Raw genomic sequence first — 21,611 nt, forward strand, 5'->3', positions numbered from 1 at the left:
CACCCGTGCCCGTTTCTCGTTGTTTGTTCCATCGATCGTCGCGCCCGGACGCGACGATCGAGCTTCCTCCTTCGTCAGCCGCCCCGCCTTCGGGTTCGTGATGTCACCAGCGTTCCGCTGCCGCCCGTGCGATCCTCGTCACCCATGTCCACCCTCTCGAAGATCGAAACCGAACGCCTGATGCTGCGTCGCTGGCGTGCGTCGGATGCGGGTGCGCTTTCGGCGATGCATGCCGATTCGGACGTGATCGCGTGGCTCGCGCGCGGCCCGATGTCCGTCGACGAGGCGAGCGACCTCATCGCGCGCTTCGATGCGCATTTCGATGCACACGGCTTCGGCGTGTGGGCGGTCGAACGTCGTGCCGACGCGACGCTGATCGGGCTTTGCGGTCTGTCGCATGAAGCGCGTGCAACCCATCCGATGGCGCCGAGCGTCGAGATCATGTGGCGGCAGGCGCGCCACGCGTGGGGGCAGGGCTACGCGCTCGAAGCGGCTGCCGCCGCGTTGGCCGACGGGTTCGGCCGGGCCGGGCTCGGCGAAATCTTCGCGTGGACGGCCGACACCAACGTGCGGTCGCGGCGTGTGATGGAGCAGCTCGGCATGCTGCGCCAATCCGCGCGCGACTTCGATCATCCCGCGTTGCCGGACGGGCATCCGCTGCGGCCGCACGTCGTGTATGTCGCGCGCGCCGGCGGCGTTGCCGGCGCGTAACGGCTCACGCGTCTGCGCGTGTCAGCGCCACGTGCCGTTCTGCAGCACGATTCGGTAGCCGTCGGCATCCTCGAAGGTCTGGCCGGATATTTCCCAGTACGGATTGAACGACGTCACGGGCATGAAGCCATGTGCGGCGGCGCGCTCGCACGCGGCTTCCCATTCCGGTCGATCGGGCAGGTAGAAGACGATCAGGTCTTCGGGTGTGGGCGACGGCGCGATCGGATGATCCGGGCAGTGCGTGAATTCGAAGTGATAGTCGAGGCCTTCGCGTCCGAGCATCACGCCGGAAAAGCCGTCGTGATCGTCGAAGCGCGCGAGGACCGACAGGTCGAGGGCGTCGCGATACATGCGCTCGGTGCGGGCGAGGTTGCTGACCGGGCGGGCAATACGCAAGTGGGCGTGCAAGATGACCTCGGCGAAGAGTGGCGGGCCCGGTCAATGATAAGCGGACCGATCAGGATGGCGTGAGGCGAGCGGATCGTGTCGCGGCGCATGCTCGTCGTGTCGAACGATATCGATTCGTTTCGGCCAAACGAAGCGGAGGGGCGACTCCCGACTCGCTCAAGATACAACAAACATGACGCTTCAGATTCAGTGTGTGCACTGCGGCCGCCGCCGGCGCATGTCTGCCAAATCCCGGCCTTCCGCAGCAGCCTGCTGTTCGACGTGCGGATTCGTGCAGGTCGGACGGGAGATGAGGAATGAGTAAGCCCGATCTGCGTCGGCCGGTTGCCGGACCTTATCGCCAATCGCGATGGGCGGCCGGACTGGAGGCCGCCTTTGGATGGGTGGCCAAGGGCACGTTGGTACTGGCCGGGCTGGCGATGGTCGCGTTGATGGCACTGACGGGTGACGTCGGCGTCGTGACGGACCTGCCGTCGACCAGGAAGGGTTGGCTATCCCTGCTGTTGATCCTGGTCGTGGCGCTCGCGCTGATATTCGTGGTGCATCACTACTGGCTGCACCCGGCCGGCGCACGTCCGGCGGGTTAGCCGGAGCGGAAAATGATGTGGCCCCGAGATCCGCGCAGGCAATAAAAAAGCCCGCTGCTTGAGCGGGCTGAATCCATGTTTGGAGACATGGAGGAGACAGACGTCAATTTAAGGGAAAACCCGGACGTTTGCAAGCGCTAGTTGTATCCATGCAACTGGCAGCCGCGTGATCCATTCACATGCCGCCGGCCCGCGCATGTGCCGCAAACGCGCCGAACCGCTCCTGCGCGACGGGCAGCGCGTACTTGTCGCGCATTTCCGTCTCGATCCATGCACAGGCCTCGCGTGCGCAGTCGGTCAGCGCATGCCGCGTCGCATGGCCGTCGATGTCGTAGACGAAGCGTACGCCGACCTCGTCGTCGGCCACCTGGCGCTCGAGCTGATTGAGCTGCAGTTGCGGTCCGTGCTGCTGCGACAGCGCACGCAGCTCGTCGAAGTGATATTCGAGCCAGTCGGCAAAGAACAGCGCGTCGCTGTGGCACGGCAGGCGAAAGGCCGTGCTGCGCGACGGGCGCGGGGCGGCCTCGCCGGCCGGTGCGAGCGGCGCGCTGTCGGCGGCGCGGGCCGTATCGACGGGCGCCAGCGGGTGCCGAATGTGCCGGTACGGTGCGCGATCGCGCAGCGCATGCCACAGCAGCTCGTCGCCGGCGGCGCCGGACGGCTGCATCGTCAGGTCGTGCTGGCCGCCTCCGGCCGGAGCGGTGCCGCGAATCATGAGGCGCAGCGAGCAGAGCGGCTCGTCCGCGACCAGCAGCGTCGCTGCGCGCGGCAGCCCGCAGACGAGCGGCGCGGCGCCGGCGGCGCGAAACACGAGCCCGCGGCGGTCGAGCCGCACGAGCGGCAGCGGCCTGGGAAACGACGGATAGGCGACCGCAATGCGGGCGCCGCCGGCGCTCGTCAAGCCGGGCATCATCGCGCGAAAGACCTGAGACTGGTCCACGTTGGTTCTCCTTCGTTACGATGCCGCCCGGACGGACACGCGCGTTCCGGCTCAGGCGGCGATGGCTTGCCGGGTTGCCTGCCCCGGCTCGATTCCTAGCGCGGCAAACGTTTGCGGATCGATGTCGATCCAGCACGCGACCACCAGACGACCGTCCACCTGTTTCGGCGGGCCTGCGCGGTGCGCGTGAATGCCGATCCGGCGGAACAGCCGCTCCATGCTCGCGAACGTCACGCCGATCAGTTGGCGCGCGCCGAGCTGCGCCGCGCATTCGACGACCGCGGCCAGCATCGGGCGCACGGCCCACTCGGCGTTGCCCGGGCCGCCTTCGTCGTCGGTCGCCGCGAACCTGGACAACTCCCAGACGGCGGCCGATTGCGGCAGCGGCATGTCTTCGGCGATCAGGTCGGCGAACAGCGACTTCAGCAGGTACGGGCGCGTAGTGGGCAGCAGGCGCGCGCATCCGCACATGTCGCCGCCGGCGTTCCTCGCGAACACGTAGACGGTATCGTCGCGATCGAACTGGTCGCGCTCGAAGCTTTCGTTCGCCGACGGAAGCGCCCAACCGAGCTGTTCGACGAATACGCGGCGCCGATAGCGCCCTAGATCCGCTGCAAGTTCGTGTGGCAACCGCCCTTCCTCGTGAACGAAGGTCCGCATGGTGTCCTCGGATCTGTGCTTTTGTATGCGTGCATTACATCGCGCGGCACGAGGGAGCTGTAACTGGTAACTCTTACAGGGTGGCGGCCCAAAGGCGCCATTTGCGGCGTGGTAACGGTTTCTTGATCGACGGGATTGAAAACTGGACGGCTTTTGCTTATAAAGAGCGCCAGTCTTGCGAAATGATCAGAGGAATGCGCGGCAGGTTGTCACTGGAGCGTGGGACCGGCATGATAGGCGTCGTTGCGACCGAGCACGGCCGACGCGACCGCGGCGGGCCAGTCCATGCCGGCAAGTCGCGCGGCGAGCGCGGCGGCCGTGCGGACCATGCCGATGTCGGCGCCGGTGGCATCGACGACCATCACGTTGCTGCGGACGTCGCCGCCCGCGATCACGAACGTGCCCGTCGCGCGTTCGAGGTACCAGTCCCAGCCGACCGTCACGTAAGGGGCGCCGGCACTGGCCGCGCGGTGCCATTCGGTGTAGCCGGCGAGGCGTGCGTCGATCGCGCTGTCGCGCAGTTCGGCCAGCAAGGATGCGTCGAGGCCGCTCGAGACATGGTCGAGTGCAAGCACGGCCAGTGCGTCTTTTGACAGGCGTACGTAGCCGTCCGGGGACGGGCCGGGGACCGGGTGCAGCAAAGGTGAGGTCATGCGCGGAATGTATCAGCCTCGAACGGGTGCTGGAACCTGACAAGTATGACAGCGTGACGTTGTCGGAGAACGAATGGAACTGCGCTGGCAGGATGCCTATCAACAATTCAGCGCCGCGGAAGACGAGCAGCAGCTCTTCCAGCGGATCGCCGCCTATTCGAGGCGGCTGGGATTCGAATACTGCTGCTACGGCATTCGCGTACCGCTGCCTGTATCGAAGCCGTCGGTCGCCATCTTCAATACCTATCCCGACGGCTGGATGGCGCACTACCAGGCGCAAAACTACATCGAGATCGATTCGACGGTTCGCGACGGCGCGCTGAGCACCAACATGATCGTCTGGCCGGATGTCGACCGGATCGACCCGTGCCCGCTGTGGCAGGACGCGCGCGATTTCGGGCTGTCGGTGGGCGTCGCGCAGTCGAGCTGGGCGGCCCGCGGCGCGTTCGGCCTGCTGAGCATCGCACGCCATGCCGACCGGCTGACGCCTGCCGAAATCAACATGCTGACGCTGCAGACGAACTGGCTCGCGAACCTGTCGCATTCGCTGATGAGCCGCTTCATGGTGCCGAAGCTGTCGCCCGCGGCGGGCGTCACGCTGACCGCGCGCGAGCGCGAGGTGCTGTGCTGGACGGCCGAGGGCAAGACCGCGTGCGAAATCGGCCAGATCCTCAGCATCTCGGAGCGGACGGTCAACTTCCACGTCAACAACATCCTCGAGAAGCTCGGCGCGACCAACAAGGTGCAGGCGGTCGTGAAGGCGATTTCGGCCGGGCTCATCGACGCGCCGTGACGCAGGCGAGGGCGGCGCCGGATGCGGCGGCCGCCACGCCGCTCACTCCATCATCGGTTCCGCTTCCTTCGCGGTCCAGCTCACGCTGGAAATGCTCTTCTCCATGCTCATCCGGCTCGCGATCTGTTCGAGCTTCTGCTGATCCTTCGGATGCAGCTTCAACGTCGCGGTCACCTTCAGCCGGTCCGGCTGATCGGGTACGTCCTCGCTCGTCAGGCTCTGGAACGACAGCGGCTTCGCGTACATCGCGTTCGACAGCAGCGTGCGGATGTGCACTTCGTCGGCGGCCAGGCAGATCACCGTGATCTGGTATTCGCGCACGAGATCGGCGTTCGAGACGGGCGTCGCGTTGATCGCCTGGCTGACACCGCGCAGCACGGTATTGGTGAGCAGCACGACGCCGGTGCCGGCCAGTGCGGGCACGTAATGGCCGGAGCCGGCCAGCACACCGACGGCGGCCGAGCACCACAGCGTCGCGGCCGTGTTGATGCCCTGGATCGAGCCCTTGTCGCGCATGATCACGCCGCCGCCGAGAAAGCCGACGCCCGACACGACGTACGCGGCGATCTGCGTGACGCCCGCGACGCCATTGCCGGTCAGTACGCCGAGCGTGACGAACAGGCACGCGCCGCTGGCGACGAGCGTGATGGTGCGCAGGCCGGCCGTGCGCTGGCGCATCTGGCGCTCGAGGCCGATGGCGACGCCGCAGGCGAACGCGGTGAAAAGACGGAGTGCGAAATCGAAAGTCATGGTTGTCCTGCCGTGCAAGAAGCGCGCGCCGGCCGTCGTCGCCGCGGCGCAAGGCCATGGGCGACGCATGGACGGCCGTCATCGCGCGGTACTGTACCGCGCGAATGCGTCATTCAGTGTGTAACGGGGGGCGTGCGGGCTCGCGGAACGCGAGCCGGGGCAGGAGAACTGCGTCGGACAGGCGTTCAGGCGGCAAGCGGCGCACGCAACGGAGTGCTGCTACTGTCCACGATGGTTCCTGAAGGAAGAATGGGCGGCATTCTAGTGGGCGGCGCGCGCAGGCGTCAACCGCCTTGCGGCGGCCGTGCTACTGCGCGGCGCCGATCGTGCCCGTCGCGAGCGCGAGCGCGGCGGCGGCCGACAGCGCGCCGGCATAGCTGTCGACCTCCGCGTTTCGGGCCGCGAGCAGCTGGCTCTGCGCGATCGTCGCGTCGGTGACCGAGCCGACGCCGTTGCGGTACGCGGTCAGCGCCGCGTCGTAGCTCGTCTGCGCGGCATCGACGAGCGCCTTGGCCGCGTCGTGCGACGCGAGGCTCGTCTGCACCGCGTTCTGCGCGGCGACGACCTGCCGCACGGCTTCCTCCTTGGTCCGCGTGAGGCGCGCGGACGCGCTTTCCGCATCGTTGCGCGCCTGCATCAGCACGGCCGAGCGCAGGCCGCCGTCGTACAGCGGAATCGTCACGCCGAGAAACACGCCGCCGCCGTAGCGGCTGCCGTTCAGGTTGACGGTCGGCGCCTGGTCGCCGATCGCGGGTAATGCGGAAATGGCCGTGCCGCCACTCGCGTATGACGTCGACGCGGACAGGAAGATCTTCGGCATGAACGCGGCTTCGGCGGCCTTGATCTTCGCGCGATTGGCCTTTTCGAGCGCGAACGCGCCCTGCAGGTCGGGGCGGCGCGCGATCGCATCCGACACGATCGCATCGACCGACGAGCCGAGCGCGGGTGGCAGCGGCCGCTTCGGCAGCGCGGCGATCGTCGGCTTCGACAGCGGCGAGATGCCGAGCGCGGAGACGAGCGCGAGGTAGCTGTCGCTTTCCGCGCCGTTTGCCTGGACGAGCGCGAGGTTCGCCTGCGCGCGGTTCTGCGTCGCCTGCGCGAGCTCGACGACCGTGCCGACGCCGTGCTTGAGCCGCGCGCGCGACGCCGCGAGGATCGCGTCCGCGTTCGCGAGACCCTGCTGGGCGCTGACGGCGCGCGAGCGTGCGGCTTCGTAACGGTAGTACGAGACCGTCACGTCGTGGATCACCTGCTGGTGCACGGCCGTGAACGCGACGTTCGACGCGATCGAGGCCTGTTCGGCCGCTTCGACGCGCGCCGCGCGGCCGCCGAAATCGAACAGCAGCCATTGCAGCGACAGCGCCGAAATCGTGCCGTGCACGGTGGTGTCGCTCGACGAATCGCCGAGGATCGTGGACGTCGAGCCGTGGCTCGTCTGGTACGCGCCCATCGCGGTCGCCGACAGGCGCGGCAGGTAGGCGGCCTTGGCGAGGCCGACCGCGAGCGCCGCATTGCGTGCGTCGTTCCATGCGATGCGGGTGAGCGGGTTCGCCGATTCGGCGAGATCGATCAGCTCGGGCAGCGTGTACGGATGCGCGGCATCGAGCACGGCCGGCGGCGAGACCGACGCGAGCGCCGGCGACGCGGGCAGCGTGTAGTCGTGCGCGCCTGGCGCGGACGCGCGCGGCGGGCCCGGCACGATGTCGCCCGCGGCCGACGTTTGCGGCTGCCACGGGCGGTCGGATGCCTCCGGCGCCAGGTCGATCGACGACGTCGCGCAACCGGCCAGTGCGACGGCGGTCGCGAGGGCGGCTACGGCGATCGAGGCGGCCGGCGGTTCAGGTCGACGCATGGGGGGCAGGCTCCTTCGGTGTGGCTGGACGGGCGGCGTCGGCGATCTGCGCGAGCCGCGTGTCGATCAGGTTCAGCAGCGCGTCGCGTGCGGGGTCGGTGGGGGCGGCGCCCGGCGGCGCGGCCGAGGGTGCGCGGGCGTCCGGACGGGGCACGGCGTTGTCGCCGCCCGGTTCGGTCACGCGCGCGAGTTGCGAGTCGATCGCGATGTCGCCGGGTTGGCGTTCGGCGAGCAGGAACAGCGGGCCTTCGAGCGCGCCGAGTTCCGCGAGCGCGCGCCGCCGCGTGGCCAGCCACGTCGCGGCCGGTCGGACCCACGACGGTTCGTAATGGACCAGGCCGAGCTCCTGCGTGATCGCGCCATGGCGCGCGAACGCTTCGGCCGCGAGCGTGCGCCGCTCGGCCGGCTGCGCGATCCGCGCGATCCGCCGCCACTGGTCGAGCAGCGCGGCGAGCGCGACGTCGATCTGCTTGCCGATGCTGACGGGCCAGATGCGCGTGAACACGAGATACACGACGACGTTGCCGAGCAGGATGCCGATCGTGCGGTCGCGCGCGATCGTCAGGTCGAAGCCGGGGCCGGCGCCCTGGATCACGCACAGGAAAAACGCGAACGCGATCTGGAAACCCGCATACGCGATGCGCGGCGAGCCGAATGCGATCCACGCGGACAGCCATGCGCCGGCGAATACCAGCGCCATCAGGTGGCCGACCGACGACAGCACCGGCACGACGAACACGAGCGCGGCGGTACCGAGCAGCGCGCCGACCATGCAGCCGACGATCCGCAGCGTGAGCTTCTCGACCGTCTCGGCCGTCGAGCCGAGCGACACGATGTAGCAGGTGACGACGCAGGTATGGATGCCCGACCAGTCGAGTTGCGAGTACAGCAGGTAGCAGAAGATCGCCGCGGCGGTCGTCTTCAGCGCATAACGGATGTGGTCGGGATTGGTGCGGGCGTCGGGCAGGAAGAAGCCGCCGCGTGCGGCCGGCGCGGGGGCTTCGGGTATGGCGGCAGGGGCGGCGGGCGTGGCATCGGCCGTCGCGCCCGGCTCCGCGAAACGCGTGATCGCGGCATGGAGGTCGGTCGCGGCGATGCGCGCGAGCGGCGGCAGCGCGTCGGCGGGCGGCAGCGCGAGCGTCACGTCGACCGGGTAGCCGCCGCGTTCGAGAATGGTGGCCATGTCGTCGAGCGTCGCGGCGATCGGCGCGGCGAACGCATCGGGCAGCCGTGCGTCCGGTTCGCGATCGGCCAGCGCGACGCCGACCATCAGCGCGGTGCTCGACGCGATGGCCTGCCGCAGCGCCGCGACGTCGGCGGCGCTCGACGAGCCTTCGAGTTTCGACAGCTTGAGCCACGTGAGCAACTGCTTGTCGCCTTCGCGCAGGCTCGCGTCGAACGCGGCGCGTGCATCGTCGCCGCCGCGCAGTCGTCGCGCGGCGAGCCGCAGCCGCTTCGCGAGTTGCGCGTGCAGGAGCTTGCGCGGCGACGGCGCGATCAGCAGGTTGACGACGATCGCCACGCCGACGGGGATCGCGATCGTCAGCCAGATGTAGAGCAACGCGCGCGTCGCGGCCTCGCCGAACGGCGCGAGGCCGAGCTGGTCGAGCCCGAAGCCGACGATCATCGCGAGGATCGCGCCCACCGGGCGCAGCTTGCTGGCGGAAGTCAGATACAGGAGGGCGACCGACAGCACGGCCATGCAGGCGACCCGCAGGATCGAATAGTCGATGCTGAAGATCGCGATGCCGAGCACGAGCCCGATCACGATCGTGACGATCAGCAGCAGCGCGGCCGCGAGCACGATGCTCGTCACGCGGTCGGCGCGGATCATGAAGAACACGACGTACGCGGACAGCGCGGCTTCTGGCGTGCCATTCGCGGCCGTCACGAGCGCGGTCAGCGCGCAGATGAGCGCGACGCGCACGGCGATGGCCGTGCGCCCCGGAAACGGCGCGAGCAGTCGCAGGACTTCGCGCGGGCCCGGCGCGCGAACGTCAGCGGCAGGCAGTGCCATGCCGGACCTCGACGATCGCGCTGGCGCCGACGCGTACGAGCGCGGCGTCGGGCTCGTCGAGCTTCACGCGCACCGGGAAGCGCTGCGCGACGTGCACCCAGTTCACCGAGTTCTGCACGATCGGCAGCGAGCGCGGCAGGTTGATGCGCGCGCTGTCCGCAATGCCGGCGCCGATGCCGACGACCTTGCCCGTCAGCGGGCGGCTGCGGTCGATCATCGAATAGACGGTGGCGCAATCGCCGACCGCGATGCGGCTCAGCGCCGTCTCGCGGAAGTTGCCGACGGCGAACCATTCGCGCGCGTCGATCAGCGTGAAGATCGACTGGTTCGGCGCGAGGGTTTCGCCGGCGAGCACGGTCAGGCCCGTCACGAGCCCGTCGTGCGGCGCGCGCACGACCGTATCGTCGAGTGCATGCTGCGCGCGGGCGAGCGCGGCTTCGCGCGCATGCAGCGTCGCGATCGCGTCGGCTTCGTCGCCGATCGTCCGGGCCGATGCGTGCTGCTGTTCCTGCGCCTGCGCGAGCGACACGGACGCGTCGCGCTGGCGGACCTTCGCCTGGTCGAACTGCTGCGCGCTGACGTAGCCCTGCGCGGCAAGCGGCGCGAGGCGGTTCACGTCGCGCGTCGCGAGATCGTAGTTTTGCGTCGCGCGCTTGACCTGCTCGGCGGCGACCGCCGCGTTCGAACGCTCGCCGATCAGCGAGCGGCGGCGCGTGTCGAGCGATGCGCGCGCGAGTTCGACGTCGGCCTGCGCCTGCGCGACCGACAGCCGGTACGGCACGGGATCGATCTCGTACAGCAGGTCGCCCTTCGCGACGCGCTGGTTCTCGTGCACCGCGAGTTGCACGATGCGGCCGCCGACCGGCGATGCGACGTGCACGACGTCCGCGTCGATCGACGCGTCGTCGGTGGACGGGTAGGCCGTCGTGCGGTAGTACGCATACACGAGCGCGGCGATGCCGAGCGCGACGATCGCGAGCGCGATCACGCGGCCTTTCACGGACGGGCGGGGGAGTCCGGCGGCCTTCATGCGAACGGCCCCGTGCCGGTGAGCCAGACGATCACGGCGACCACGAGCCCGATCGCGGTGCAGACGGCGAGCTGGTAAGGCACGGTGGCGGCCCAGCCGGTCGCGACGAACACGCGGTGCGCGACGATCGCGCCGATGACGCCGACGATCGCGCTGACGAGCCAGAGCGGGAAATACGCGCCGAACAGCACGTACGACGGGGCGCCTCGCGACGCGCAGCCCGCGAGCGGCAGGGCGGGCGCCAGGGCGGCGGCAACGCGCAGGGGCGCGCGCGGCATTGTTTTTCTCATGGTGTGACGAGCTCGACGTTGGGGGTGGATGCCGGGCGCGGCGCAATGCGGATCGTCGCCGCGACGACGATTCCAGGGTACGGAGCCGATCATAAATCAGCGCGATGCGGATCGCCAGCTATCCGGCGCGCGTGCACGGCACGGGCGGTGCGCGCTCGCGGACGCGCCGACGGTCGTGCCGGTCCGTCCGGCCGCGCGTTTCCGCAACGACGGCTGGCCCGCCGCGATTCTGCCAGTGCACGCTCGCGTAGGGTTGCTAACGGACTGTAAAGGATCGTCAGATGAAAGAAGGGAGGCGGCTTTTGCCATGCCGACGCAGTGCAATGACGGTGGAAACGATCGATTGCTGCCTGACCGTGCGCGAATCCGGCCGGCTATCGCGTGAAGCCGCGCGGCCCTCCACCCGCGGCCGCGACCGGTCGTCACGGCCGGGATCTGTGTACCATCGTGCGTATGGCGCGAAGCGCGGTACCGGACATGACAACCCCGTGCCGCGCGTCGCGGAAGCGGTATCGCAACGAAGGTGAGTGTTCCATGCGAAGTTTCTTTGTCCGGTTCATTGCAATCGGCGTGCTGTTCCATCTGTACGTCGGGATGCGGATCATTCCCGATGCATTCGCGTCGCCGGTCGCGCGCACGATCGCGGCGCTCGTGCTGGCGAGCTTCGTCGTGCTGATTCCGGTCGGCATGTTCTCGCGCCGCTTCGACGAAGGCTGGGCGGCGACGCTGGTCGGCTGGGCCGGCGCGCTCGTGATGGGTTTTTTTTCGTCGCTGCTGGTGCTGACGTTGCTGCGCGAGTTCGTGCTGCTCGGCGTGGTCGCGTGGCGGTATCTCGGGCACGACGGCGCGTGGCGCGGCGCCGCGACCGACACGGCGCTCGGCGTGCTGGCGGCCGCGGTGCTCGTCACCGCGATCGGGTTCGTCGGCGCGCGCCGCACGGCGGCGGTCAAGCGCGTGTCGATTCCGGTGGCGGGGCTGCCGGCGGCGCTCGACGGGCTGACGATCGTCCAGCTGTCCGACATCCACGTCGGGCCGACGATCAAGCGGCCGTACATCGAACGGATCGTGCGTGCGGTCAATGCGCTCGACGCCGACCTGGTGGTCGTGACCGGCGACGTGGTGGACGGTTCGGTCAAGCGCCTGCGCGACCACACGGCGCCGCTCGGCCAGATGCGGTCGCGGCACGGCAGCTTCCTCGTGACCGGCAACCATGAGTATTACGCGGGCGCGCATGAGTGGATCGACGAATTCCGCCGCATCGGGCTGACGGTGCTGCTGAACGAGCACGTGCTGATCGAGCATGACGGCGCGCGCGCGGTGCTCGCGGGCGTGACCGATTTCACGGCCGGCGGGTTCGATCCCGCGCATCGCAGCGACCCCGAGCAGGCGCTGGCGGGTGCACCGCGCGACGTCGGCACGAAGATCCTGCTCGCGCATCAGCCGCGCAGCGCGGAAGCGGCGAATCGCGCGGGTTACACCGTGCAGCTGTCGGGCCATACGCACGGCGGCCAGTTCCTGCCGTGGCCGCCGTTCGTACGGATGCAGCAGCCGGTGATCGGCGGGCTGAACCGCTTCGGCGACATGTGGCTTTATACGAGCCGCGGCACCGGATACTGGGGGCCGCCGAACCGCTTCGGCGTGCCGTCCGAGATCGCGCTGATCCGCTTGACGCGTGGTTGAGGCCGGCGCAAGCCCGTTATCGGCGTGAACGGGCCCGCGCTCGCAACCGTTATTCGATGCGGGCGATGTCGTCGAAATCGAAGCGCGGGCTGCGCGGGAACAGGCCGGCCGGATCGCCGTAGCCGAGATTCACGAGGAAGTTGCTCTTGATCGCGGTGCCCGCGAAGAATTCGGCATCGACCTTCGCGCCGTCGAAGCCCGACATCGGGCCCGCGTCGAGGCCGAGCGCGCGTGCGGCCAGGATCAGGTAAGCGCCTTGCAGCGACGCGTTGCGGAACGTGGTGGCCTCGATCAGCGCATCGTTGCCGGCAAACCAACTGCGTGCGTCGGCGTGCGGGAACAGGCGCGGCAGGTGCTCGTAGAACGCGTAGTCCATCCCGACGATCACGGTGACGGGCGCGGCCATCGTTTTCGCGAGGTTGCCGTCGGACAGCGCGGGTTTCAGGCGCGCCTTCGCTTCGGGCGACTTGACGAACACGAAGCGCGCGGGGCTCGAGTTCGCCGACGTCGGGCCGAATTTCGTCAGGTCGATCAGGCGGTGCAGCAGCGCGTCGTCGACGGGTTTGTCCTGCCACGCGTTGTGCGTGCGGGCGGAGCGAAACAGTTGATCGAGGGCGGAATCGGAGAGCGTCGTCATGATGGGATCCGGGAAGAATGCGGCCGGGTCGCGCCGGCCGGCATGGCGGAGAAAAGCGGCGGCCCTCGGCGGGGCGTGCCGCGACACGCCGCGATGATAGCGTGATGCGCGAATGCGCATCGCGGCACGCGGCCGCTTCCTTTCATCGGCGAATGACAGCGCATGGCGGGCCGGGGCGCCGTTGGCTAGTATGCAGACAGGCCTCGTTCGTTCCGTTTCTCGCCCGTTCCTTCCGACATGTCGACCCCCGATTTCTTCGCTGACACGCCCGTGCCCGACGTGGACTGGTATCCCGACTGGCTCGCGCAACCCGATGCCGATCGCGCGCTGGCCGCGCTGATCGGCGAGGTCGCCTGGCGGCAGGACACGATCCGCACGCCGCGCGGCCGCATTCCGTTGCCGAGGCTGACCGCGTGGCAGGGCGAACCGGATGCCGTCTACGTGTACTCGGGGATCCGCAACGTGCCCGCGCCGTGGACGCCGGCCGTGCTCGACCTGAAGCAGGCGGTCGAGGCGACGTGCGGTACGCGCTTCAACAGCGTGCTGCTCAATCGCTATCGGAACGGGCTGGACGGCCTCGGCTGGCATGCGGACAACGAGCCGGCGCTCGGGGATGAACCGGTGATCGCATCGGTGAGCCTCGGGGCGATGCGCGTGTTCGATCTGCGCCACCGCGCGACCGGCATCACGCATGCGTATCGCCTCGTGCACGGCAGCCTGCTCGTGATGCGCGGGCGCACGCAGGCGGAATGGCAGCACCGCGTGCCGAAGGCGCCGGGTGTGCAGGGCGAGCGCGTCAACCTGACTTTTCGGCGCGTGATGTCCGCCGGATAGGTCGCGCCCCGTTTATGCGATCCACGAATGGCCGACGCAAGCAATCGTTCGCGTGTGCGGCACGTTGCCGCACGAATGCGATGCCGCATCGCCCGGCGCGGTGCGGAAGCCCGTGCCGTATGGGTTTCAGTCAGTTTCGATCGACCGGCCGGTTCCGATAGATGAGTGAAACCTCTGATGGTGCGTCGCAACAATTATTGACTAGACTGTCGAATGGCAGAAGCGCGTCGGCACACCGGCGCGACCCTTTCGACATGCCTCGAGTGTGGCCTATGCGGCGCGCAAGGGGCAGGAGCAAAACGCGTGACCGTACTCGACCCTTCCTTCGAACCCTCGCTGCACGTCTTCGAGCAAGACGGCGGATGGCAATGGGCGCTGACGGTGAAGCGGGCGACCGGCGTCGGTGTGAAAGTCGTTGCGTTCAGCCAGGAAGGCTTTCGCGGCGAGGCCGAGGCGTACGCCGCCGGCCAGCTTGCCCGCGCCGAATATGACGCAGCCGTGACGGCCTGACGCCGTCGCGGCGGTCCGCCCGAGGATCGCCTCTCGCCGTCCCCCTTTCGCCGCCCGCTGCCGGGCGGTGCTTGCCCGATTCCTTTCCGTTTTCAGCTTTTTGTCCGCCGCGCGGCGCGCATCGCGCGACACCGCATGCGGGACGTCGTCACGCGCGTCGAGTTCGTGTCGCTCGGCGATCCCGGTGCCGATGCGACGCTGCGGCAACTGCTCATGACCGGCCCGCTGGCGGAGCCGCGGCCCGACATGCCGCAGCCGTTGCGGGTGCGCCCGCGGCTCGCGCCGAATCCCGACACGTTGGCGGCGGCGCGCACGCCGTGACACCGGGAGCAGGGTCGGCGCCGGCGGATATCGTAATAAGATATGAGGTTATCGCGCCGGCGGGACGACGGCGTCCGTTTTCCTCACAAGGAGCTATCCATGCAACTGACCCAGCTAGGCGGGCATGTCGCCCAATCCGGCCTCGGCGAAAGGCAAAAACACGCGCAGGCGCTGATGTTCGGGATGGCCAACATCAACGAGTACGTGTCCGGCGGCGTCTGCTACGACGCCGCGGCCTATGTCCGGTATCTGCTGCGTGCCGACGCGCTGATCGCGCCCGGTGCGCTGCTCGACACGATCGGCCAGCTGTGGAAGTCTCGGTTCAACTTCGAGACCGGCGATCAATGGGACGGACGCGCGAGCATTCCGGCGGGCACCGCGGTCGGCTTCTCCAGAAACGGTAACGTGTTTCATGCGGCGATCGCCGTCGGCGGCAGCCGGATCCGCGCGATCAACGGCGGCCTGCTGGGCAGCGGCTGGATGTATGCGGTCGATCTCGCGCGGGTGCTGGAGCCGGATCCGGCCGGCGGCTTCACCTACGACCGCGCGAACATTCGCGTCTACCTGTCGCGCCTGTAGGCGATCCGGCGCGCCACGCCGGACACGGGCGGCCGCACCTCGGCGGTGCGGCCGGCTGCCCGCCGTTCGGCGATTCCCGCATGGCGTCGCGCCGTCCAACGCTGCTATCCTCTCGACCTTGAATGACACCGCATCGCGGTGTGGATGCGCATGTTGCGTCACGGCGTGCGTGCCGGTGCGATCCGGCGCGCGCGCTGAGGTAGCATGACTGAATATCCACGATGATCCATGACCTGTTTCGTGACTGATTTCCTTTCGTCCATGTCCACATGGTCAAGACAACGATGAGCGGTGCACCCGATCCGGCGACGCCCGGCGACGACGAATCGTCCGGCGGCGCGTCGTCCTACCTGGTGCCGGGGCTCGAACGCGGGCTGCGGATCCTGGCCGAATTCTCCGCGCGCGAGCCCGTGCTCGGCGCGCCGGAACTGTCGAAGCGCATCGGCATTCCGCGCACGACCACGTTCCGCCTGCTGCAGACGCTCGAGGCGCTCGGCTTCCTCGAGCGCGTGAACGGCGACCGTTATTTCCGGCTTGGCGTCGGCGTGCTGCGGCTCGGTTTCGAATACCTGAACTCGCTTGAATTGACCGATCTCGGTACGCCCGTGCTCGAACGGCTGCGCGATGCGACCGGCCTGTCGACGCATCTGCTGATCCGCGACCAGCGCGACGTCGTGTTCGTCGCGAAGGCGCAGAGCAATACGTCGATGTTCGGTTCGGTGAAGGTACACGTCGGCACGCGCTTGCCCGCGCACGCCACCGTGCACGGCCACGTGCTGATGGGCGACCTCACGCGCGACGCGTTGCGTCAGCTCTATCCGGAGAAAAAACTCGAGCAGTTCACCGAGCGCACGCCGGGCAGCGTCGACGAGCTGTACGAACGCGTGCGCCACTACGCGCGGCTCGGCTACGCGGTCAGCGAGGCGGCGTTCGAGAGCGGCATTTCGGCGGTGACCGCGCCCGTGCGCGATCAGTCGGGCTCGATCGTCGCGGCGATCACCGCGACGGTGCCGCGTTCGGAGATCGGCGAGGCCGGCGAGAAGGAACGGCTCGTCGAAGCCGTGTGCGGCGCGGCGGTCGACCTGTCGCAGCGGCTGAACTATCGTCCGCTCGAAAGCGATCCGACGTTCGCGCACGCGCGCCACAAGGTCGCGATGTTCTGACATCGACGCTTCGGGCAGGCCGCCGCACGCGGCCGCGCACAGAAGAAAGAGCGGCCCGCGGGCCGCTCTTTTCGTTTCAGGCGCCGGACGCCCGGCACCGCTCAGAACGAGTGATGGATCCCGGTCAGGACGATCACCTGGTTCGCGGTGCTCGACACGCCGGCCGTGAAGAACGCGGCCTTCGCGCCGCCCGACCCGTGTTCGTAGAGCACGTTCGCATAGAGCTGCGTGCGCTTCGACAGCGCATAGATGTCGCCGAGCTCGACCTGCGTCCAGCGGCGGCCGGCCAGCGTCGTGGTCGCCGCACCGCCCGCGATCGTGTTGAACGCGCTGCTGCGGTAGTTCACGCCCGCGTCGTAGCTCTGGAACGTATCCGAATAGCCGTTCGACTGCATCTTCGTGCGCGTGTAGAGGCCATGCACGAGGAAGTCGCCGAACTGGTAGGACGCGCCCGCGCCGATGTTCTCGACCTTGTTCGCGAGATAGCCGTTCGCGGTGTTCTGCCCCTGGAACGACGTAATGCCGGTCTGGCTGATCAGGATCGAGCGGTCGTGCTCGTTCGAGTACACGGCCGACGCCTTGAACGGCCCGTTCGCATAGTTCAGCGCGACGCCGACCGACTTGCCGGTCGAGAAGTTCGTCGTGTTGCCGAGCGCCAGCGTGGCCGCGGCCGAGAAGCCCGCGAAGGTCGGCGAGCGGTACTTGACCGCGTTGTTGTACGGCACGTTGCCGGTCGCGGCGAGCCCGTCGATGTTGCCCGGGTGGAACGCGTACCAGCTCAACGCGAGGTAGGCCGTGCTGAGCGGATCGAGATAGTCGAACGACAGCGGCGTCTGGCGGCCGAGCGTCAGCGTGCCGTAGCGGTCGGAGCTCAGGCCGACGAATGCCGCGCGGTTCCAGATCGTGTTCGCGGTCGCGAACTGGCCGTTGTTCGTATAGAAGCCGTTTTCGAGCTGAAAGATCGCCGACAGGCCGCCGCCGAGATCTTCCTTGCCCTTCAGGCCCCACCGGTCGGGCTGGGTGTTGCCCTGGATCATCGCCCACTTTGCATGGCCGCCGACGTTGTTCACGTATGCGACGCCCGCATCCAGGCTGCCGTACAGCGTCACGCTGCTCTGTGCCCACGCGCCCGACGCGGCGCCCAATCCGACCACTGCTGCTGCTACCGCATGCTTGACCATTTGATCTCCTGAATCTCCAACCTGATGAAAACGTGCCATGGCGGCATGTGCGGGGACGGCCGGCCGTCGCACAGGGGTTCGCCATTTGGTGGGCATTTTTATGTTCCATAGAAGGAACGATGTGCCTCTGATGGAATGGAGTATAGAGTCGTCAAGCACCGTATCAAAAATAAATTTTTCGGGCCGGAAGGGTTTTCCGAAGATGCCCGGCATCGGTGCGTGATGCCCCGAAAATGACGATAAATGCCCGTCACACAACAAAAAATTACATTTGACAAGGTGATCGAAGGCGATCGTCGATCGCACGGTCAGTGTTTTCCCTAGGACATGCAGCTTTTTATTTTACTCACGGAAGGTCGCTCCTATAATCACCATCCATAAACTGATGTTCCTGATATGGAACAAATCGGAACAAACCGAGAGTCGATCAGAAGGAAGGGTGTGAGATGTCAGAGCAATGGATTTGCGCCGGTCACGCCGGCGCGCTGTCGGAAGACACGCCGATCGAGTTCAAGCGGACCGACGGCGTCGAAATCGGGATCTATCGCGTCGGCGACGACGTGTATGCGCTCGAAAACGTGTGCCCGCATGCGTACGCGCTGCTGACGCAGGGGTTCGTCGACGAAGGCACGGTCGAATGCCCGCTGCACGAGGCCGTGTTCGACATCAAGACGGGCGAATGCCTGAAGGGTCCGGGCGGGCGCGCGCTGAAGCAGTACGCGGTGCGCCTCGCCGGCGAGGAAATCCAGATCAAGGTGGAATGACATGAAAGAAGCGACCGTCAACTTCAATCCCTTCCTGAAGCCGTGGGTGGCGCCGCAGCCGAACAACGTCGCGGGCAAGGGGCAGATCGAGATCCCCGGCCAGGTCGAGAACCAGGTCTGGCAGAACCGCAAGGCCGCGCCGACGCAGTACGAGAACGATCTCGGCGATGCGCTCGAGCGCGTGTTCGAGGCCGGCGCGACCGAGCTGGACGACGTCGTCGCGGGCCTGAACCGCATCGGCTTCCGCGCACCGGACGGCACTGCGTGGACCGCCGAACGTTTCCGCGCCGAAATGGCCGCGCTGGCGGAATGAGCGCGCCGCGCGCGTGAACGCCGACCCGACGACAACCGCATCCGGAGCACACTGATGACGTCCCCCGTACAACACGCAGTCCAACACGACCCGGTCCGTGACTATCTCGACCGCGGCATCAAGAACTACTGGTATCCCGTTGCACCCAGTTGGCAGGTGTCGAATGCACCCGTCGGCCTCACGCGCCTGTCCGAGCAGATCGTGCTGTGGCGCGATCACGACGGCAAGGTCCACGCGCTCGAGGATCGCTGCCCGCACCGCGGCGCGCGCCTGTCGCTCGGCTGGAACCTCGGCGGCAGCATCGCGTGCTGGTATCACGGCATCGAAGTCGACGGCGGCGGCACCGTCAACCGCGTGCCGGCTGTATCGAACTGTCCGCTCGAAGGCACGAAGTGCGTGAAGTCGTACCCGGTGGAAGAGAAGGCCGGCGCGATTTTTCTGTGGTTCGGCGACGAAGCGCACGGCGAGCCGGCGCCGCTGAACCTGCCCGAGGAACTGGTCGCCGACGAGTACGCCCATTTCCTGTGCGTGTCGAACTGGAAGTGCAATTACCAGTACGCGATCGACAACGTGATGGACCCGATGCACGGCGCGTACCTGCACGCGACGTCGCACTCGATGGCCGAAGGCGACAAGCAGGCCGACATGCGCGTGCGCAAGACGGAAACGGGCCTGATGTTCGAGAAGACCGGCCAGCGAGACGTGAACTTCGACTGGGTCGAGCTCGGCGAAACGGGTTGCCTGTGGATGCGCCTCGCGATTCCGTACAAGCAGAAGTTCGGCCCGGGCGGCAACTTCGGGATCATCGGCTTCGCGACGCCGGTCGACGGCGACAACTGCCAGGTCTATTTCTGGCGGACGCGCAAGGTCGGCGGCTGGCAGCGCGACGTGTGGCGCTTCATGTACCGCAACCGTCTCGAGGGCCTGCACTGGGACGTGCTCGAGCAGGACCGCTACGTCCTCGAAAGCCTCGCGCCGCACGCGCGCGATCACGAATACCTGTACCAGCACGACGTCGGCATCACGCGCGTGCGCCGGATGCTGCGCCAGCGTGCGCAGGAACACCTGTCCGCACTCGATGCGCATCGCGCGGCACACGCCGCTTCGGAGCCCGCGAATGGCTGAGCTCGCTCCGGTCGTGCCGCTGCCGGGGCGCCGCGTGCTCGTCACGGGCGGCGCACGCGGTCTCGGTGCGGCGTTCGTGAGGGCGCTCGCCGCCGCGGGCGCGCAGGTCGCGTTCGGCGACGTGCTCGTCGAAGAGGGCCGCGCGCTGGCCGCGGAACTCGCGCAAGCGGGCCACGCCGCGCATTTCCTCGCGCTCGACCTGGCCGATCCGGCGAGCATCGACGCGTTCGTCGCGCAAGGTGCCGCGGCGCTCGGCGGCATCGATGCGCTGATCAACAACGCGGCGATCACGAACTCGGGCGGCAAGCTGTCGACGGAGCTCGACGTGTCGACGTGGGACGCCGTGATGAACGTGAACGTGCGCGGCGTGTGGCTCGTCAGCAATGCAGCGCTGCCGCACCTCGCGCAGTCGGGCCGCGGCGCGATCGTGAACCTCGCATCGGACACCGCGCTGTGGGGCGCGCCGAAGCTGCTCGCGTACGTCGCGAGCAAGGGCGCGGTGATCGCGATGACGCATGCGCAGGCACGCGAGTTCGGTGCGCACGGCGTGACGGTCAACGCGATTGCGCCTGGGCTCACCGAAGTCGAGGCGACCGCCTACGTGCCGGCCGAGCGTCACGCGTTCTACCTGCAGGGCCGCGCGCTGACGCGCGCGCAGGTGCCCGACGACGTGACGGGCCCCGTGCTGTTCCTGCTGTCGGACGGCGCGCGCTTCGTGACGGGTCAATTGCTGCCGGTGAACGGCGGCTTCGTAATGAATTGATGTTTTCACACTGAATGAAGGAGTGGACGATGGCGGACGCCGATCTCGAACGCAAGTCGTGGGACCAGCCGGAAGGCGCAAGCTTCAACGACTGGATGGAAGGGCGTGTCGCGCGTTACGCGACGCGGCGCTACGACTGGGACGCGCTGAAGTTCCAGGCCGACTACGACCCGAAGTACCGCCGCGCGCAGATGCGCTACGTCGGCACGGGCGGCACGGGCGTCGCGAAGGACGTCAACACGGTGCCGGCCGGCGGCTTCACGTTCTCGACGATGGTCATTCCGGCCGGCAACATCGGCCCGAGCCACATCCACACCGACGTCGAGGAAATCTTCTTCGTGCTGCGCGGCAAGATGAAGGTCATCTGCGAGCGCGACGGCGAGACATGGGAAGCGATCCTTGGGGAGCGCGACCTGATCTCGGTGCCGCCGGGCGTGTATCGCACGGAAATCAACGTTGGCGAGGAAGATGCGCTGATGTGCGTGATGCTCGGTTCGCCGAAACCGATCACGCCGACGTATCCGCCCGATTCGCCGCTCGCGAAGATCAAGCGTTGAGACGGAGCCGGTGAAGCAATGAGTGTCATCGACAAACGTGAACGCGACCGCACCGCGGCGTTCGCCGCGCTGCTCGGGCAGTTTCCCGAGCAGCGTTGCGCGGCCGGCGCGGCGGGCACGATCGGTTACCGCGAGGCCGGCGCGCAGCATGCGGGCCGCGCGCTGCCCGTCGTGCTGCTGCACGGGATCGGCTCGGGCGCCGCATCGTGGGTTCGCCAGCTCGACACGCTCGGCGCGTCGCGGCGCGTGCTCGCATGGGATGCGCCCGGTTACGGCGTGTCGACGCCCGTGCACGGCGCGTCGCCGGATGCCGCCGATTACGCGGCATCGCTGAACGCGTGGCTCGAGGCACTCGGCATCGAACGCTGCGTGCTGGTCGGTCATTCGCTCGGCGCGATCGTCGCGGGCGGTCTCGCCCGCGCGATGCCCGCGCGGATCGCCGGCCTGCTGCTGGTATCGCCCGCGGGCGGTTACGGCAGCGCGCCGGCCGATA

Annotated in this window: 26 protein-coding genes; 15 read left to right on the forward strand and 11 right to left on the reverse strand. The window is 68.0% G+C overall.

What is annotated here, in order from left to right:
• The first annotated feature begins 144 nt into the window (after positions 1-144).
• Entirely contained in the window at positions 145-711 is a 567-nt protein-coding gene (locus G3N62_RS18545; RefSeq protein WP_124671084.1) for a GNAT family N-acetyltransferase, read from the forward strand.
• Between the two features lie 21 nt (positions 712-732).
• Here G3N62_RS18545 and G3N62_RS18550 read toward each other — a convergent pair whose 3' ends face one another.
• Positions 733-1,119 (reverse strand): VOC family protein, encoded by a 387-nt coding sequence (locus G3N62_RS18550; protein ID WP_124671085.1) that lies wholly within the window; start codon positions 1,117-1,119, stop codon positions 733-735.
• A gap of 296 nt (positions 1,120-1,415) precedes the next feature.
• Here G3N62_RS18550 and G3N62_RS18555 point away from each other — a divergent pair, with 296 nt between their 5' ends.
• Entirely contained in the window at positions 1,416-1,706 is a 291-nt protein-coding gene (locus G3N62_RS18555; RefSeq protein ID WP_124671086.1) for a hypothetical protein, read from the forward strand.
• Between the two features lie 175 nt (positions 1,707-1,881).
• Here the strand turns inward: G3N62_RS18555 and G3N62_RS18560 are convergent, their stop codons facing one another.
• The 3 genes from G3N62_RS18560 to G3N62_RS18570 all read right to left on the reverse strand — a co-directional run bounded on the left by G3N62_RS18560 (position 1,882) and on the right by G3N62_RS18570 (position 3,959).
• Positions 1,882-2,646 (reverse strand): hypothetical protein, encoded by a 765-nt coding sequence (locus G3N62_RS18560; protein WP_206141276.1) that lies wholly within the window; start codon positions 2,644-2,646, stop codon positions 1,882-1,884.
• A gap of 51 nt (positions 2,647-2,697) precedes the next feature.
• A complete protein-coding gene (locus G3N62_RS18565; protein WP_049035377.1) occupies positions 2,698-3,306 on the reverse strand; it encodes an acyl-homoserine-lactone synthase in 609 nt (202 codons plus the stop codon).
• Positions 3,307-3,515: 209 nt separating this feature from the next.
• On the reverse strand, positions 3,516-3,959 hold the full coding sequence (locus G3N62_RS18570; protein WP_124610025.1) for a DUF4902 domain-containing protein: 444 nt from the start codon (positions 3,957-3,959) through the stop codon (positions 3,516-3,518).
• Positions 3,960-4,032: 73 nt separating this feature from the next.
• On the opposite strand from G3N62_RS18570, the gene G3N62_RS18575 reads away from it, so the two are divergent.
• Entirely contained in the window at positions 4,033-4,752 is a 720-nt protein-coding gene (locus G3N62_RS18575) for an autoinducer binding domain-containing protein (protein ID WP_034189911.1), read from the forward strand.
• Positions 4,753-4,794: 42 nt separating this feature from the next.
• Here the strand turns inward: G3N62_RS18575 and G3N62_RS18580 are convergent, their stop codons facing one another.
• The 5 genes from G3N62_RS18580 to G3N62_RS18600 all read right to left on the reverse strand — a co-directional run bounded on the left by G3N62_RS18580 (position 4,795) and on the right by G3N62_RS18600 (position 10,691).
• Positions 4,795-5,502 carry an MgtC/SapB family protein gene (locus G3N62_RS18580; protein ID WP_006483946.1) on the reverse strand — a complete coding sequence of 236 codons (708 nt, stop codon included), beginning with the start codon at positions 5,500-5,502 and terminating at the stop codon, positions 4,795-4,797.
• A 307-nt stretch (positions 5,503-5,809) separates the two neighbouring features.
• On the reverse strand, positions 5,810-7,354 hold the full coding sequence (locus G3N62_RS18585) for a TolC family protein (RefSeq protein ID WP_034189910.1): 1,545 nt from the start codon (positions 7,352-7,354) through the stop codon (positions 5,810-5,812).
• A complete protein-coding gene (locus G3N62_RS18590) occupies positions 7,341-9,371 on the reverse strand; it encodes an FUSC family protein (protein ID WP_124671087.1) in 2,031 nt (676 codons plus the stop codon). Before G3N62_RS18590 ends, G3N62_RS18585 begins: the two co-directional genes overlap by 14 nt.
• Positions 9,352-10,401, reverse strand: a complete 1,050-nt coding sequence (gene mdtN, locus G3N62_RS18595; RefSeq protein ID WP_034189908.1) for a multidrug transporter subunit MdtN — start codon at positions 10,399-10,401, stop codon at positions 9,352-9,354. Before mdtN ends, G3N62_RS18590 begins: the two co-directional genes overlap by 20 nt.
• A complete protein-coding gene (locus G3N62_RS18600) occupies positions 10,398-10,691 on the reverse strand; it encodes a hypothetical protein (protein ID WP_034189907.1) in 294 nt (97 codons plus the stop codon). The genes mdtN and G3N62_RS18600 overlap by 4 nt, the downstream gene beginning before the upstream one ends.
• A gap of 534 nt (positions 10,692-11,225) precedes the next feature.
• Between G3N62_RS18600 and G3N62_RS18605 the strand changes: the two genes are divergently transcribed.
• Positions 11,226-12,371: a metallophosphoesterase gene (locus G3N62_RS18605; RefSeq protein WP_124610030.1), complete on the forward strand. Its 1,146-nt coding sequence runs from the start codon at positions 11,226-11,228 to the stop codon at positions 12,369-12,371.
• A 49-nt stretch (positions 12,372-12,420) separates the two neighbouring features.
• Here G3N62_RS18605 and G3N62_RS18610 read toward each other — a convergent pair whose 3' ends face one another.
• A complete protein-coding gene (locus G3N62_RS18610; protein ID WP_059557610.1) occupies positions 12,421-13,008 on the reverse strand; it encodes a malonic semialdehyde reductase in 588 nt (195 codons plus the stop codon).
• Between the two features lie 237 nt (positions 13,009-13,245).
• Here G3N62_RS18610 and G3N62_RS18615 point away from each other — a divergent pair, with 237 nt between their 5' ends.
• The 5 genes from G3N62_RS18615 (at position 13,246) to G3N62_RS18635 (ending at position 16,415) form a co-directional block, all read left to right on the forward strand.
• Positions 13,246-13,842: an alpha-ketoglutarate-dependent dioxygenase AlkB gene (locus G3N62_RS18615; RefSeq protein ID WP_034189905.1), complete on the forward strand. Its 597-nt coding sequence runs from the start codon at positions 13,246-13,248 to the stop codon at positions 13,840-13,842.
• 303 nt (positions 13,843-14,145) lie between these two features.
• Complete coding sequence (locus G3N62_RS18620; RefSeq protein ID WP_034189904.1) at positions 14,146-14,352, forward strand: hypothetical protein; 207 nt, start codon at positions 14,146-14,148, stop codon at positions 14,350-14,352.
• Positions 14,353-14,487: 135 nt separating this feature from the next.
• Complete coding sequence (locus G3N62_RS18625) at positions 14,488-14,673, forward strand: hypothetical protein (RefSeq protein WP_059557587.1); 186 nt, start codon at positions 14,488-14,490, stop codon at positions 14,671-14,673.
• Between the two features lie 99 nt (positions 14,674-14,772).
• The gene (gene tecA / locus G3N62_RS18630; RefSeq protein ID WP_049035372.1) at positions 14,773-15,252 is read left to right on the forward strand and encodes a type 6 secretion system effector deamidase TecA; all 480 of its coding nucleotides are present in this window, start codon (positions 14,773-14,775) and stop codon (positions 15,250-15,252) included.
• A gap of 269 nt (positions 15,253-15,521) precedes the next feature.
• Complete coding sequence (locus G3N62_RS18635) at positions 15,522-16,415, forward strand: IclR family transcriptional regulator (RefSeq protein ID WP_034189901.1); 894 nt, start codon at positions 15,522-15,524, stop codon at positions 16,413-16,415.
• A 101-nt stretch (positions 16,416-16,516) separates the two neighbouring features.
• Here the strand turns inward: G3N62_RS18635 and G3N62_RS18640 are convergent, their stop codons facing one another.
• Complete coding sequence (locus G3N62_RS18640) at positions 16,517-17,596, reverse strand: porin (protein WP_034189900.1); 1,080 nt, start codon at positions 17,594-17,596, stop codon at positions 16,517-16,519.
• Positions 17,597-18,042: 446 nt separating this feature from the next.
• On the opposite strand from G3N62_RS18640, the gene G3N62_RS18645 reads away from it, so the two are divergent.
• The 6 genes from G3N62_RS18645 to G3N62_RS18670 form a co-directional block, all read left to right on the forward strand.
• A complete protein-coding gene (locus tag G3N62_RS18645) occupies positions 18,043-18,360 on the forward strand; it encodes a non-heme iron oxygenase ferredoxin subunit (protein WP_006489883.1) in 318 nt (105 codons plus the stop codon).
• A 1-nt stretch (position 18,361) separates the two neighbouring features.
• Entirely contained in the window at positions 18,362-18,673 is a 312-nt protein-coding gene (locus G3N62_RS18650; RefSeq protein WP_034189899.1) for a recombinase-like helix-turn-helix domain-containing protein, read from the forward strand.
• A 54-nt stretch (positions 18,674-18,727) separates the two neighbouring features.
• Positions 18,728-19,798, forward strand: a complete 1,071-nt coding sequence (locus tag G3N62_RS18655; protein ID WP_034189898.1) for an aromatic ring-hydroxylating dioxygenase subunit alpha — start codon at positions 18,728-18,730, stop codon at positions 19,796-19,798.
• Entirely contained in the window at positions 19,791-20,561 is a 771-nt protein-coding gene (locus G3N62_RS18660; RefSeq protein WP_034189897.1) for an SDR family oxidoreductase, read from the forward strand. Before G3N62_RS18655 ends, G3N62_RS18660 begins: the two co-directional genes overlap by 8 nt.
• A gap of 29 nt (positions 20,562-20,590) precedes the next feature.
• A complete protein-coding gene (locus tag G3N62_RS18665; protein WP_034189947.1) occupies positions 20,591-21,118 on the forward strand; it encodes a cupin domain-containing protein in 528 nt (175 codons plus the stop codon).
• A gap of 18 nt (positions 21,119-21,136) precedes the next feature.
• A partial coding sequence (locus G3N62_RS18670) for an alpha/beta fold hydrolase (protein WP_206141277.1) occupies positions 21,137-21,611 on the forward strand: 475 nt, incomplete at its 3' end.

This window comes from Burkholderia sp. Tr-20355, assembly GCF_017104685.1.
Lineage (GTDB): Bacteria > Pseudomonadota > Gammaproteobacteria > Burkholderiales > Burkholderiaceae > Burkholderia > Burkholderia seminalis.

Coding starts and splice junctions, on each gene's coding strand:
- G3N62_RS18545 (WP_124671084.1), top strand. CDS start 145: ATGTCCACCCTCTCGAAGATCGAAACCGAACGCCTGATGCTGCGTCGC.
- G3N62_RS18555 (WP_124671086.1), top strand. CDS start 1,416: ATGAGTAAGCCCGATCTGCGTCGGCCGGTTGCCGGACCTTATCGCCAA.
- G3N62_RS18565 (WP_049035377.1), bottom strand. CDS start 3,306: ATGCGGACCTTCGTTCACGAGGAAGGGCGGTTGCCACACGAACTTGCA.
- G3N62_RS18570 (WP_124610025.1), bottom strand. CDS start 3,959: ATGACCTCACCTTTGCTGCACCCGGTCCCCGGCCCGTCCCCGGACGGC.
- G3N62_RS18575 (WP_034189911.1), top strand. CDS start 4,033: ATGGAACTGCGCTGGCAGGATGCCTATCAACAATTCAGCGCCGCGGAA.
- G3N62_RS18580 (WP_006483946.1), bottom strand. CDS start 5,502: ATGACTTTCGATTTCGCACTCCGTCTTTTCACCGCGTTCGCCTGCGGC.
- G3N62_RS18585 (WP_034189910.1), bottom strand. CDS start 7,354: ATGCGTCGACCTGAACCGCCGGCCGCCTCGATCGCCGTAGCCGCCCTC.
- G3N62_RS18590 (WP_124671087.1), bottom strand. CDS start 9,371: ATGGCACTGCCTGCCGCTGACGTTCGCGCGCCGGGCCCGCGCGAAGTC.
- mdtN (WP_034189908.1), bottom strand. CDS start 10,401: ATGAAGGCCGCCGGACTCCCCCGCCCGTCCGTGAAAGGCCGCGTGATC.
- G3N62_RS18600 (WP_034189907.1), bottom strand. CDS start 10,691: ATGAGAAAAACAATGCCGCGCGCGCCCCTGCGCGTTGCCGCCGCCCTG.
- G3N62_RS18605 (WP_124610030.1), top strand. CDS start 11,226: ATGCGAAGTTTCTTTGTCCGGTTCATTGCAATCGGCGTGCTGTTCCAT.
- G3N62_RS18610 (WP_059557610.1), bottom strand. CDS start 13,008: ATGACGACGCTCTCCGATTCCGCCCTCGATCAACTGTTTCGCTCCGCC.
- G3N62_RS18615 (WP_034189905.1), top strand. CDS start 13,246: ATGTCGACCCCCGATTTCTTCGCTGACACGCCCGTGCCCGACGTGGAC.
- G3N62_RS18625 (WP_059557587.1), top strand. CDS start 14,488: ATGCGGGACGTCGTCACGCGCGTCGAGTTCGTGTCGCTCGGCGATCCC.
- tecA (WP_049035372.1), top strand. CDS start 14,773: ATGCAACTGACCCAGCTAGGCGGGCATGTCGCCCAATCCGGCCTCGGC.
- G3N62_RS18635 (WP_034189901.1), top strand. CDS start 15,522: ATGGTCAAGACAACGATGAGCGGTGCACCCGATCCGGCGACGCCCGGC.
- G3N62_RS18640 (WP_034189900.1), bottom strand. CDS start 17,596: ATGGTCAAGCATGCGGTAGCAGCAGCAGTGGTCGGATTGGGCGCCGCG.
- G3N62_RS18645 (WP_006489883.1), top strand. CDS start 18,043: ATGTCAGAGCAATGGATTTGCGCCGGTCACGCCGGCGCGCTGTCGGAA.
- G3N62_RS18650 (WP_034189899.1), top strand. CDS start 18,362: ATGAAAGAAGCGACCGTCAACTTCAATCCCTTCCTGAAGCCGTGGGTG.
- G3N62_RS18655 (WP_034189898.1), top strand. CDS start 18,728: ATGACGTCCCCCGTACAACACGCAGTCCAACACGACCCGGTCCGTGAC.
- G3N62_RS18660 (WP_034189897.1), top strand. CDS start 19,791: ATGGCTGAGCTCGCTCCGGTCGTGCCGCTGCCGGGGCGCCGCGTGCTC.
- G3N62_RS18665 (WP_034189947.1), top strand. CDS start 20,591: ATGGCGGACGCCGATCTCGAACGCAAGTCGTGGGACCAGCCGGAAGGC.